The organism is Alteribacillus bidgolensis (assembly GCF_002886255.1).
Taxonomy (GTDB): domain Bacteria; phylum Bacillota; class Bacilli; order Bacillales; family Marinococcaceae; genus Alteribacillus; species Alteribacillus bidgolensis.
In genome coordinates, this window is record NZ_KZ614149.1 from 1630739 (window position 1) to 1643832 (window position 13094).

Below are 13094 nucleotides of genomic sequence, written 5' to 3' on the forward strand. Positions count from 1 at the left end.
CCATAAAGAAATTTTAAGAAATGATAGACACGTTCCTGACGATAAACATTCTGTTCATGAATTCAAAATGTTCCTGAAGTATTTTTTAAGAATTGAAACAAAAGATAATCCGCTCCCTGCTTTAGAAACAATGTCGATTTTAAAATTTTACGCCAACAAGGGAAAACAGATGTTATGCTAGAAGTACTCACTAATGCTCCCATTTCTTTAGAAGTAGCAAAAAGCAAGCTGGAGCAATACATAAACCCTAAATGAATGAGTGCTAGTTACGGAGAGGTGATAGAACGTAAGTATCAATAAAGTCCGCCATGTTCTTTATACTTTAGGAATGTTTAACTTTGAAAAAGGATCTTTGGGATTGACAGTAGCCAAGTTTTTCTAATATGGTTTCTCTTATTTTAGGAGACGAGAATGCAGTAAAGCTCGGCACAGCCGGTAAACTATAGCCAGACGAGCAGCAGGAAAACAGGCTGAAAAACTTCTGCGGAAACTATTAAATAAGTTACTCCTTTCTCAACTGAAACGATCAGCTGCTCCTGTTTCAAAACCAGCTTTCATAACCGCTTCACGGATTTTTGGAACAATTTTGTCGTTAAATACTCCTGGAATAATATAGTCTTCGTTCAGTTCTTCTTCATCAATGATAGAAGCTATCGCGGTGGCTGCTGCAAGTTTCATTTCATCGTTAATATCAGTTGCTCTGGCATCAAGAGCTCCTCGAAAAATTCCTGGGAAACATAATACGTTATTTACTTGATTAGGAAAATCCGACCTTCCGGTGGCCATTATTTTCACATAGGGTTTTGCTAATTCAGGTGAAATTTCAGGGTTAGGGTTTGCGAGTGCAAAAACGATCGGTTGATCTGCCATTTTTTTGATATCTTCCACGTGAAGAATATCTGGAGCAGAAACGCCAATAAATACATCTGCATCTTTTATAACCGTAGAAAGCGGCCCTTTTTCATCATTAGGATTGGTATTTTTTGCACACCAATCCCACAATTTATTGTTGTATTTTTTCTCACGAGTTAATGCCCCGTCTTTGTCTATTCCAATAACATTTTCAGTTCCCGCCGTCAACAGCATTTTTGTAATTGAGATTCCCGCTACCCCTAAACCACAAACGATAACCTTGCACTCTGTTAATTCTTTTTTTGTCACTTTTAACGCATTTAAAAGTCCAGCCAAGGCAACAATGGCCGTACCGTGCTGGTCATCATGAAATACGGGAATATCCAGCTCTTCCTTAAGCCTTTCTTCTACTTCAAAACATTGAGGCGAAGCAATATCTTCTAAATTAATTCCTCCAAATGAAGGACTAATTGCTTTAATGGTTTGAATGATTTCTTCTGAGTCTTGGGATTGCAAACAGATTGGGTACGCATTTACGTTGGCAAATTGTTTAAACAACATGGACTTTCCTTCCATCACCGGCATCGCTGCTTCAGGTTTGATTTTGCCTAATCCTAAGACCGCGGTAGCATTTGAAATAATAGCAACGGTATCATTCTTCACCGTTAAATTATATGCAAGGGCAGGGTCTTTTTCTATAGCTATACAGACTCTTGCCACTTCAGGCGTATAAACGTGAGAAAGTTCTTCCCTATTATCGATGGACTTTTTGGCAGTAACTTCAATTTTACCTCCTAAATGGATTAAAAAGGTTCGATCGGAAACGTGCCGAATATGAACTCCCGATAAAGTTTTTATCGATTGAACGATATTGTCTTGATCTTTTTTATGATGAACATGAACACTAATGTCTCGCACTGTCGTTTCCGGACTTTCTTTAATTACATCAATAGCCACCATGTCTCCGCCAGATTCACTAATAGCAGTCGCGATGCGGCCAAAAGAAATGGTTTTCTTATGTATTTCTAAACGCAAAATCAGCGTCATATTAGATTTAACCACCCGAATCAGCCCCTTATGTCGAAGATTACTTATAGTATTCCTTACATTACAGGCAAATATTTGTGGGTATATTACATACATATCAAAAGGCTAAATGCGGGACTTTATTAATATGCAGCCTGATTATAGGAGGTTATATGATGACGCAAAATGATAAAGTAGAAGCAGATATTACGACACATAATAAAAACCCGTTGGAGATTGTAAAAGAACTGTTGAAGAGCTCAGTCGAAGACCTTGGATTTAATGAAAACATTTATCATTTGTTAAAGAAACCGATTAGAGTACTTGAAGTTTCTTTACCTGTTCGTATGGATGATGGGAATATTCGAAATTTTACGGGGTATCGTTCCCAGCACCTTGATATACTCGGCCCTACCAAAGGCGGCATTCGTTTTCACCCAAACGTTCATATTGATGAGGTAAAGGCCTTGTCTATTTGGATGTCATTAAAATCAGCTATTTTGGACCTTCCGCTTGGGGGCGGGAAAGGCGGGGTCATTGTGAACCCATCTGAACTTTCTGAAAGAGAGCTTGAGGAATTAAGCCGTACGTACATTCGAAAAATAACTCCCATTATCGGTCCTCAAAAAGACATTCCAGCACCAGATGTTAATACAAGTCCAACCGTGATGGGCTGGATGGTTGATGAGTATGATCAATTAAGAGGCTACAACATACCAGGGATGCTAACAGGAAAACCCATTATTATTGGCGGGTCGCAAGGAAGACTAGCAGCTACGGGGAGAGGCGTCGTATTAACAATAAGAGAAGCAGCCAAAGTTCTCAAAATGGATTTAAGTGCTTCCACCGCGGCCCTGCAAGGTTTTGGGAATGTCGGCAGTATGACAGCAAAATTTTTATATAAATTAGGCGTAAAAGTGGTTGCTGTAACAAATGCAAAAGGGGGCGTTTATGACAAAAATGGTTTAGACATCCCAGAATTATTATCTTTTGTAAAAGACGGGAGAAGTGTTAGTGAATATACAAAAGCTGATCCGTTAACCAATGAAGATTTATTTGGATTACCGGTTGACATATTTATCCCAGCTGCGATCGAAAATCAAATCACAAAAAATACAGCCCCCGCTATACAAGCAAAAATTGTAGCAGAAGCTGCAAACGGGCCAACTACACCGGCAGGAGATCAAATTCTTGAAGAAAAAAATATATTTGTTATTCCTGATATTTTATGTAACGCTGGCGGGGTAACGGTTTCTTATTTCGAATGGGTTCAAAATGAAATGAATTATTATTGGAAAGAAGAAGAAGTAAACAAAAAGCTGGAAGAACGAATGGTTTTTGGGTTTGAAAATGTATTAAAAATGAGAGAGGAAAAAAATATCCGAATGAGAAATGCTGCCTATATGGTTGGTATTAATCACATTGTCAAAGCATTAAGAGCAAGAAGCTGGATTAAAGAATCAGACTTATAATAAAGAAAAGCGCGGACCTTGAAAGAAAAAGTTTCGCCTATGGCAAAGGAACTTCTGCCTTTAGCAAAGTTGAACTTTTTAAAGTACAAAAAGAAAGCTAATTCTCAGCAAACGCAACTGGAATATGCTCGTTTTACACGGCGGCTTGCGAGCAAACCCTTCACTGCCCTATTTTCCGCAGGAGTCTTTCATATTCCAGTTGCTATATAACCATCACACTTTATACTACCTTTTTGAGACAGACCTTTTTATGTAATATTCATTCATCTCACTTCACTGCTAACGGAAATAAAGTACAATTCTCCTTCCTGATTCACTCCGACAACTGAATTAGAAGCGCCAACCTCCACCGTAAACTCAAATAAGCTTTTCAGTCCTAATTTAAGCGTATTATGACATACACGGCCTTTTGCTACAAGTTCTCTTAATTTTTCTTTTAAATCTATCTCTAGTTCCAATGCAAACATGGCCGCATCGTTTAATCTTACATTCTCTAATTGTAATTAGGATAAAATTAATGATGTACAAACGTAGTCCTCCATTGAAAAATGGCCGCTGGCACCGGAACATATAATGTATACTCTTTCTGTCGATTCACGGTTAAGATAGTCTGCAACAGCATTTACATTTCTTAGATTAGCCAGTATTACCTTCTGTGCATTTTTCGCTTTTTTGATCGCACGGGTTCCATTGGCAGATAAAAAGATAATATCTTTGTCCTTTACTCGATCTGGCATGTAGTCATCTAACAAATGAGAGCAGTCAAATTCGTCTACCGTCTTTCCACCTTGTTCTCCTCCCGTAAGAGTAGATGAAGGATCCAACTGCGATTTCAAATGATGAGCTTCTTCAATACTTTCTACTGGCAGCACACGGCGTGCCCCGCGTTCCATAATCGTGACAAGCGTTGTCGTTGCCAGCAGCACGTCAATCACAACTACTGTTGCTCCTTTTAATCGTTCTGGCTCTATTTCTTCTTTTGTCAACCATAAACTGCATCTTTCCATATCGGCCTCCTTCACTTACTTCTTCGGTCCAGTAAGTAATTTTAAATGATTCATCCTTTTATTAATTCTGTATCTAAATCATTTTTCCTCAATCGATCATCAAAGGACCTGCCCCATAAGTCAGTAAGCGCAACTGGCATATACCCGCTTTTTCACTGAAATCATTTTTTTGGTTGGCGAGTATTTTTTGTTTTTTGGATAGTATTCGGCGGTTTCGGCGAGTATTCGCCAGTAATCGGCGAGTAAATCGACATATTCAGCTAGTATTTGAAATTATTTCCTGTAATCGAACACACCACCTCTGCGTGTAGTTCACAGGTATTAAGCCAGCTTTCCTTACTTTTTTGAGTATCAAGGTTTAGTAGGAATCACTGCAGTGGATTAGAAAAAGACATCCCATTTTTATCTGGATGTCTTCAGGTAAAATTTTTTTGTAGTTGGCAAAGTATTTTCTGGTTTTTGGCTAATATTTAGCGGTTTTTTGGCTAGTATTCGTCCGCAATCGGCAAGTAAATCGACATATTCGGTGAGTATTTGAAATTATTTCCTGTAATCGAACACGCCATCTCTGCCCATAGTTCACTCAACCAATATTAAGCAGCCCTCCTTGAGATCGATATTCATACATTTTCGAGTACCAACTCTGTTTTTCTGCTAACGAACTAATTTTTTGTGCTTGGCGAGTATTTTCTGGTTTTTGGCTAGTATTCGGTGGTTTTCGGTGAGTATTCGCCAGCAAACGGCCAGTAAATCTTCCTAATCAGCTAGTATTTGAAATTATTTCCAGCAATCAGACGCACCATCTCTTCCCGAAGCTCATTCAACCAATAATACGCGGTTTCTACACTCATCCATTTCGTTTTATACCGATAAATTTTATTTCAGTCATATCTTCTATCGCGTATTTAACGCCTTCTTTTCCCATTCCGCTTTGTTTTACACCGCCGTAGGGATGATTATCTTGACGATAAGTGGATATTTCATTAATCCATACTCCGCCCGTTTCTAATTGATCAGCTAAACGCATTGCCCGGTCGATGTCTTTTGTAAAAACACCGGCTTGCAATCCGTATATGGAATCGTTGGCAAATGCAATCACTTCCTCTTCATTATCAAAAGGAATGACGGATACTATCGGGGCGAACACTTCCTCACCGATAATTTTCATATTTTTATCCACGTTTGTCATAATCGTCGGGGTCAGTACCGTCCCATCTCGTATCCCTCCGGTTTCAATGATTGCTCCTTTTTCGACCGCGTCATCAATCCAGCGTTTCGCACGTTTGGACTCTTCTTCATTAATCATCGGCCCAATATCTGTTTCTTCCCTCTTCGGATCTCCAATTTTTAATGCTTTTGTTTGTTTAACATACTCTTTAAGGAAGGTGTCATAGACATTTTTTTGCACATACACTCTTTGTGCTGATATACAGACCTGTCCGGAAAAAGCAAAAGCTCCTTTTACGAGGGCTGTTACCGTTTGATTAATATCAGCATCATCAAATATGATATTTGGTGAATTGGAACCTAATTCTAACGTTACTTTTTTAAATCCGGCATTTTCACGGATACTTCTTCCTACCGGAAGGCTCCCCGTAAATGAAATTTTATGCACTTTATCGTGTGCCACAAGCGGACTTCCAACTTCTTCGCCTGTTCCTATTAGTAAGTTTAAAACACCTTTTGGCAGGCCTGCTTCTTGAAATAAATGAACCAGCTTATACGCTGTTATTGGTGTTTTTTCAGCAGGTTTAAACACGATCGTATTTCCTGCTGCTATAGCCGGAGCGATTTTATGCAGAGACAAGTTTAATGGAAAGTTAAAAGGTGTGATCGCTCCGACTACCCCTAAAGGCTTTCGTTTTACTATTCCGATTCTATTTTCCCCGCCTACAGCAGCATCCATGGGAATAACTTCGCCCATTATATGCTTGGCCAGTTCAGAGGAAAAACGCAAAACCTGGACGGACCGTTTAATTTCAGCACGGCTGAACGTAATTGGTTTACCTGCTTCTAACATGATTGTTTCAGCAAAATTTTCCGCTTGTTTTTCCAGCAGGTCAGCTGCTTTTCTTAAAATATCTGAGCGTTCATGAGCCGGCATCAATTTCATGGTGGAGTGGAACGTTTCAAAGCTATTACTTACAGCTTCTTCTAAATCTTTTTTTTCTGCTAAAGCTAAATCCGCTACTTTTTCTTGATTGTACGGGTTCAGTACAGGAAGCATCTCCCGATTTTCTTCCTTTCGTTCGATCCCATCTATAATAGAACCAATCCGCATGCTTTCCCTCCTATATTTAACAAATAATATCTCCTAATTTCTTCGTTAATTTCATATTTTCGCTATAATCAACTGGACAATCAATCAACACGGGTTTCTTCATTGCTATAGCTTTTTCTAACGTTGGCTTTACATCTTCTGCTTTGTTCACTTGCAGGGCCTCAAAACCATAAGAAGAGGCGAGCTGGATAAAATCTGGATTTCCGAATTTAATATAGGCAGAACGATTAAAATTTCTCATTTGATGCCATTCAATTAATCCGTATCCTTCGTCTCTCCATAATAAAACGATAATAGGAAGGTTTAATCGTTTTGCGGTTTCTAATTCGGCACTTGTCATTTGAAAAGCACCATCGCCGCAAACAGCCACAACTGTACGATTGGGGTGAACCATTTTCGCTGCAATTGCACCAGGAACAGCTATTCCCATCGATGCCAGACCGTTTGAAATCAGACATGTATTGGGCTGATACGTATGGTACATTCTAGCCATCCACATTTTATGAGCACCCACATCGGAAATCACGATGTCTTCTTCTTTTAATACTGAACGTAAATCTGAGATGATTTTTTGCGGTTTTACTGGAAAATGATTATCTTCTTTGAATTCTTCTAATTCATCCAGTGCTTCTTTACGGACATCACTTACCCAGCGGTTATCTCTTTCTGTAGGTGACAAAAATTGATTCAGCTTTTTTAGATTTTCGTTGATATCACCAATGACGTTTAATGTGACAGGATAATGTGCATCCGTTTCTGCTTCTTCTGCGTCGATGTGTAAAATAGAAACGGCTCCTTCGGGGTTCCAATTTCTTGGCGGATATTCAGCCATATCAAACCCAATCGCCACAATCAAATCCGCTTCACTAAAGCCGCAGGTAATGTAGTCTTTACCACCTATACCTGCGGTTAATAAACTTAACTCATCTTCAAATGACAGCGCGCCTTTTCCCATAAAAGAATGAACCACAGGTATGTTTGTTTTTTTCACAAGTGTGCGTAAGCTCTCCGCTGCATCGCTCCGGGTTATTCCATTTCCCGCCAAAATAAGGGGATGCTGCGATTTGTTGATAATAGAAGCAGCTTTTTCGATTACTTGCTCCCCTGCTGTGGAGATAGAATGATCGATAATTTCTAGCGGCTCTGCTTCAAATTCCATCCCTGCAATATCTTCTGGAACATCGATATGAGCAGCACCCGTTTTTTCCTGAGTAGCTACTTGAAATGCTTTACGTACAACTTCAGGTACAATGTCTGCTTTTTTTATTTGAGCGCTCCATTTTGTTACAGGGTCATAAATCGACACTAAATCATAATACTGATGGGAAATTTTATGCTGCCGGTAAAGACCCGCTTGACCGGTTATAGCAATAATCGGATTTAAGTCCATATTGCTGTTTGCTACACCGGTTAAAAGATTGGTAGCGCCTGGACCTAATGTTGCTAAACAAACACCAGGCTTCCCCGTTAATCTGCCATACGTTCCAGCCATAAAAGCTGCTCCGGTTTCGTGTCTTGTTACGATAAATTCAATGTTTGAATCCAGAAGAGCATCCATAATATCTATGTTTTCTTCTCCCGGCACTCCAAACATGTATTCTACGCCTTCATTTTCTAAACATTTAATAAGCAATTCTGCAACTTTCAATGTAATCACCCTTTTCCGTTTAAGGTCCTGTTCGCTATGTATTTTCTGTATAAATTTCATTTTTTACACTCTATTTTAGAAAATAGCCCTTTTGCACAAATTTTCCTGTGATAACAAAGGGCTTGCCTGTTCTTTTTCTCATATCTTTACAAATATAATAGAGCCAAAAAAATCGCACCCAGTCGTAATTGTGGGTACGATCTTTTTTTAATATCCTCTTTTTCTCCGTGTTAATAACCGTTTTCCATAACGAAACAAGTATCCAATGACCGCTGTTTTAATAAATTTTTTTATCATCTTTTTGTTCCTCTCCCTCATCGGTTTGTCTATTTTTTCATATGACTGTAGATTTCGGTTTGGATTTCTTTGTTCTTCTTATAATCTTTTTCTCTTTCTTTTTCCACTTCAATTTTTTTCTCAAGACTTCGTTTATATTCTTCTTGCGTCACTCCATGAGCTTTATGCATACTTTTTTCTAGATTTTCAGTTGTTTCATGTTCATAGTTTGATTTGGATTCGTCTGTCATGCTGTGAAGCCTCCTTCTTTGTTTATTACTATTCCTGATTTTTTCTTACTTTAAACGTAACAGATTTGCTTCTGAATACATGCAGACTTCTGTAGAATATGTAAGCAGGCAAGAAAGGAGACTCCTAAAGTACAAGATACATGTATTCAAGCAGCTATAAATGGAAGCGAGTTTCCTCTTACGCGGGACCAATTGTTTGAGATACTTCATGCCTCAATGGAACATGATGTCCCATAAGGAAAGCTGCCCGGTGTCGGACAGCTTTCTTTTTAATTTTCCGGTACGCCGAGTGCTATTTTCGCGTAACGGGACATCTTGCTTTTATCCCAAGGTGGGTTCCACACAATTTCTACATCGACTTCATTAATTTCTCCAAATTCTTGAAGATCTTTTAGTGCTGATTTTATATCATTTACAATCGTTCCAGCTAACGGGCATCCCATCGCCGTTAATGTCATGGTGATAAATACATTGTTTTTTTCATCAAAGTCTACACCGTACACCAGCCCTAAATTTACAATGTCTACTCCGAGTTCAGGATCTATTACCTTTTCTAGCTCAGCATATATACGATCAATAAGCTCTTGTTTTTCCTCAGACATTCCGATCACCTCCTGCTGTGTCTTTCTTTTCACTGTATCAAATATTCTCATGTTTCAAAATTCATTTGCATTTTTCTATTCTTATCTCTATGCCAAAAGCTTGTCCTTGTAGTATACTATTTCTTGTTATGTGACATGCATTTTGTTTGCTATTTATACCCGGTTCCCTATAAAGTAAAACATGGCTGGAACAAAAATGCAGGCGCTGGAGTATAAAGAACATTTCCAGTAAAAAATTAATGTTCATCAATACATGATGTTAAACATTCGGGAGGGAAACTCATTGACGTGGTCGATCATCGTTCTACTAGGTGCTTTACTGCTCGTCGTTGGATATAAAAGATGGATACCGGTCCCTGGTATAAAATGTGCTCCGCTTCCGGATAAGCCGCTCCCATCTGACATGATAATCCTTGATATCCGCGATTATCAGGAAGCGGACCGCTACCCTGTTAAAGAAGCGTATACTTTGCCGTATCCTTATTTAAAAAGGCACATTAACACCATTCATGCTGATACTGTTTTCCTTGTTGCTCCAGATAAAGTGTCAAAAAACCTGAGCATACGACTTCTGCAAAAACATGGTATGACCGTTCAAAACTTTGCCGTTGTCCATGGAAACCAACACTCCTCCCAGCCAATAAAAGCCCACTGCAGTTAAATTAGCTTCGCACCCTGTATATAAGGTAAGCCGTTTCTGGATTTTTGAGGAACGGCTTTTTACTTTATTAAAATGCAAAAATATTTACATTCTAATTCCCAGTTTTCCTTCGTATACATAGTACGACAAGCCGGAATAAGACCGGTCATTTTTCGGAAGACTGGAGGGCTATCATGAATCAACTCATAAAACACTTTCCGATGTTATTAACCAATTATATGCAGATAGAACCATTCAGCGAGCGGATAAAAATTTATGCTTTACCAAAAGAAGAAAAAATGCCTCTTTTCCTTGATTCATTAAAAAGAGTTGCAAGAACCCAGCATTGTGATAAACTCATTTTTTATGTGACACAAGAAGATAGAACAAGGGAGTCTTTAAAACGATTTCAATTAGAAGGAGCTATTAAAGGGTTTTTCCAAGGCAAAGATGCTTTTATTTATTCTTTATTTTTACATCCTTCCCGCAATCATACTGTGGATCCTCAAAAGGAAAAGTGGGTAATAGAGCAGGCTGCCGCGGTGACAAAAAAAGCAGGCAGATCGATTCTGCCCGCCACGTATACAATGCGCCGTCCTACCGAAAAAGATGCCGATGAGATGTCCCGGTTATATCGCTCTGTGTTTAAAACGTATCCAACCCCAATGCATGACCCAGGCTTTATCCGAGGAGTTATGAAAAACGAAGTATACTTTACTATTATTGAGCATAAAGGCCGGATTATTAGTGCCTGTTCTGCTGATGTACTGCCATCGTTTCAGTCGGCAGAAATGAGTGATTGCGCCACGATGGAAGAACACCGAAACAAAGGGCTGCTTTCTTATCAATTTTCTTTTTTAATTCGTCTCATGCAGCAAAAAAAGATATGGACCCTGTTTTCTTATTCTCGTTCCCTATCACTTGGCATGAACGTAGTAAACGTCTATCACGGCTTTACCTATGGAGGCCGGATGATCCGGAATAGCAACATTTCCGGTCAACTTGAGTCGATGAATATTTGGTACAGACAGCTTCGTACCACTTAACTTTTACAACCATTGAAATTCTTGGCCCCAGCTATTTTTAGCAAGACGTTCTATCTCCTCTAAATTATTCGAATCAACGGCAAACGAATCACCTTGTTCATAAGGATTGTAATGAAAAGCATACAAACGCGAAACAAATTCATGAAATGGAAGAGAAGATTCTCCTTCTATTTCACCGTGTCCTTGTACAGCAGGCTCAATGCCCTGCCCCCAATTTTGGGAACTATCATTATTAGGGTTATAAAAATACACGCGGTAATTACCTTCGGAGTCTTTGGCAATCCGTTGAATCGTTATCGCGTGGAATCCTAAAAAGTTTCCATAAACGGTTGTAATAGCAATCCCTACCGGATTGGGATAAATCATTTCGTGGCCTTCATTGTACTCTGGGTGATGAGTTGCATAAAATAAACGGACAAACCCTTGATAATCAACAATGTTTTGGGTGTTATGCTGAAACACTTTACTGAACCCTTTTGGAATCCAGTCACCGTAAAACGCTGGATTTACCCATTTATGAGGGTCGTCTCCTCTAAATTGTACGCGTCTTACCATTTCTGCATAAATTCGATCTAAATGCGGCACCAGAACAAGGGAAACTGGATCTAGCTCTTCATGCAGCTCTGGAGCAAGTCCTCCTGGTAAATCTTTTGAATGGATAGGCAGCCCTTCAAAACTAACATCGATATCTCCATCTCTGGCTGCTCTTGGTATTAGTTCGAGCAGGTAACCCGGTGCATGAATAGACCACAGACTTAGAGCTCTTGCGCTTTGACAGGTAGGATTTAACCCTTGGCCTATTCCAAGCGGTTGACCGAGTACACTCATAACCCCTGCTGTCAATATATCATTGGCGGTCAGCCCTTCCTTTTTGCTATGCGTCACATCCATAAGCGTATTACGGACATCCTGGTTAATGTCAAGTTCAATTAAACGTCTTAAACCAGGCTTTACAGGGGTTTGGGATAAGACTCCTCTTTCTAAAAGGCGCGACAGTCCATATATCGATTGCCTTGTAGGTATGTGAACCGCAACTTTTATTAATTGCTGCACCATCTCATAATGTTCTTCTAGGTGAGCATAACCGTTATCACTCAGTCCTAAAGCAAATTTCATCATTTCTTTTTTATCATTTCGATTCAAATGCCTTATTAAAACAACATGATAAGGAGAAACAAGTCCGGTATCATGCAAGGAACTGCCAAAAGCTTTCGCTTCTTCTTCTAAATCTTCCTCACTTATTTCTTTTAGCTGCTGTCTGTACTCTCCATAGTCCTCAAATTCTCTACTCAAAGGAGTGAGAGTCGAAATAGCATAATGAAAGCGTTCGATCTCCTTTCTGTCTTGTTCATCAACATCTTCATGCATTAATTGTTCCGCTTTTCGAATCATGACACGAATCCGATTGGTCATAATCGGACGCTGCACGGTTAGCCGTTTAATCTCCGAAATAAGCGTGCTCGAAATCGATTGAAGTGTTAATTCATCAACAACCAATTCGAAAAGACGCTGCGCCCTCTCTGTTTCTTTGCCTTGTTCATCACCGTCTTCGTCTACTTCTTCCGGAAAAATAAAATCTAAATTATTAGCCATCACTTCATTTAAATATTCATGCGCCTCTTCTGCTGTCACGTTTTCGTGAGTATACGTTTCCTTTGCAAGTGCGACCATACGGAGCTCGCTTAGAAGCGCCACAATGGATTCGACACCATCCACCCGTAAGGAGCCGTTTACCAAGGCCGGCTGTAATTTAGATGGGTTTTCCCACGGTCCCCCCTCAAACACACCAGCTTCTTCAAACTTGGGGGCATATTCATATAATTCTCTGATTCCTTCCCGCGTTTCTGCCAATTTTTTGGCCACTTGAAACACATGATTTTGATACATTTCTTTTGCATACGGAGCAGCCTGTTGTAAATTGTTAAAAGCAGTTTCAAATGTGTTGATTTCTCCGCCAGTATTCATTTGTACAGCCATTTTCTTATCCCACCTT

General features: G+C 39.4%; 11 protein-coding genes. 3 read left to right on the forward strand and 8 right to left on the reverse strand.

From position 1 onward, the window contains the following. Positions 1-513: 513 nt before the first annotated feature. Complete coding sequence (locus tag CEF16_RS08260) at positions 514-1899, reverse strand: NAD-dependent malic enzyme (RefSeq protein WP_091585061.1); 1386 nt, start codon at positions 1897-1899, stop codon at positions 514-516. A 152-nt stretch (positions 1900-2051) separates the two neighbouring features. Between CEF16_RS08260 and CEF16_RS08265 the strand changes: the two genes are divergently transcribed. After that, on the forward strand, positions 2052-3350 hold the full coding sequence (locus CEF16_RS08265) for a Glu/Leu/Phe/Val family dehydrogenase (RefSeq protein ID WP_211295846.1): 1299 nt from the start codon (positions 2052-2054) through the stop codon (positions 3348-3350). Between the two features lie 263 nt (positions 3351-3613). Here CEF16_RS08265 and CEF16_RS08270 read toward each other — a convergent pair whose 3' ends face one another. The 6 genes from CEF16_RS08270 to CEF16_RS08295 form a co-directional block, all read right to left on the reverse strand. Further along, positions 3614-3817 carry a hypothetical protein gene (locus CEF16_RS08270; RefSeq protein ID WP_091585059.1) on the reverse strand — a complete coding sequence of 68 codons (204 nt, stop codon included), beginning with the start codon at positions 3815-3817 and terminating at the stop codon, positions 3614-3616. Positions 3818-3853: 36 nt separating this feature from the next. Further along, on the reverse strand, positions 3854-4357 hold the full coding sequence (locus tag CEF16_RS08275) for a 2-phosphosulfolactate phosphatase (protein ID WP_091585057.1): 504 nt from the start codon (positions 4355-4357) through the stop codon (positions 3854-3856). An 847-nt stretch (positions 4358-5204) separates the two neighbouring features. Then, the gene (locus CEF16_RS08280; protein ID WP_091585055.1) at positions 5205-6638 is read right to left on the reverse strand and encodes an aldehyde dehydrogenase family protein; all 1434 of its coding nucleotides are present in this window, start codon (positions 6636-6638) and stop codon (positions 5205-5207) included. Between the two features lie 16 nt (positions 6639-6654). Further along, positions 6655-8286 carry an acetolactate synthase large subunit gene (locus tag CEF16_RS08285; RefSeq protein ID WP_091585053.1) on the reverse strand — a complete coding sequence of 544 codons (1632 nt, stop codon included), beginning with the start codon at positions 8284-8286 and terminating at the stop codon, positions 6655-6657. Positions 8287-8612: 326 nt separating this feature from the next. After that, positions 8613-8813 (reverse strand): YuzK family famiily protein, encoded by a 201-nt coding sequence (locus CEF16_RS08290; protein ID WP_091585052.1) that lies wholly within the window; start codon positions 8811-8813, stop codon positions 8613-8615. 269 nt (positions 8814-9082) lie between these two features. After that, positions 9083-9415: a metal-sulfur cluster assembly factor gene (locus CEF16_RS08295; protein WP_091585050.1), complete on the reverse strand. Its 333-nt coding sequence runs from the start codon at positions 9413-9415 to the stop codon at positions 9083-9085. A gap of 283 nt (positions 9416-9698) precedes the next feature. On the opposite strand from CEF16_RS08295, the gene CEF16_RS08300 reads away from it, so the two are divergent. Both CEF16_RS08300 and ablB read left to right on the forward strand, forming a co-directional pair. After that, positions 9699-10076: a hypothetical protein gene (locus CEF16_RS08300; protein ID WP_091585048.1), complete on the forward strand. Its 378-nt coding sequence runs from the start codon at positions 9699-9701 to the stop codon at positions 10074-10076. 173 nt (positions 10077-10249) lie between these two features. Beyond that, positions 10250-11101 (forward strand): putative beta-lysine N-acetyltransferase, encoded by an 852-nt coding sequence (gene ablB / locus CEF16_RS08305; protein WP_091585046.1) that lies wholly within the window; start codon positions 10250-10252, stop codon positions 11099-11101. A 3-nt stretch (positions 11102-11104) separates the two neighbouring features. Here the strand turns inward: ablB and CEF16_RS08310 are convergent, their stop codons facing one another. Next, the gene (locus CEF16_RS08310; protein ID WP_091585044.1) at positions 11105-13078 is read right to left on the reverse strand and encodes a hypothetical protein; all 1974 of its coding nucleotides are present in this window, start codon (positions 13076-13078) and stop codon (positions 11105-11107) included. Positions 13079-13094: the final 16 nt, after the last annotated feature.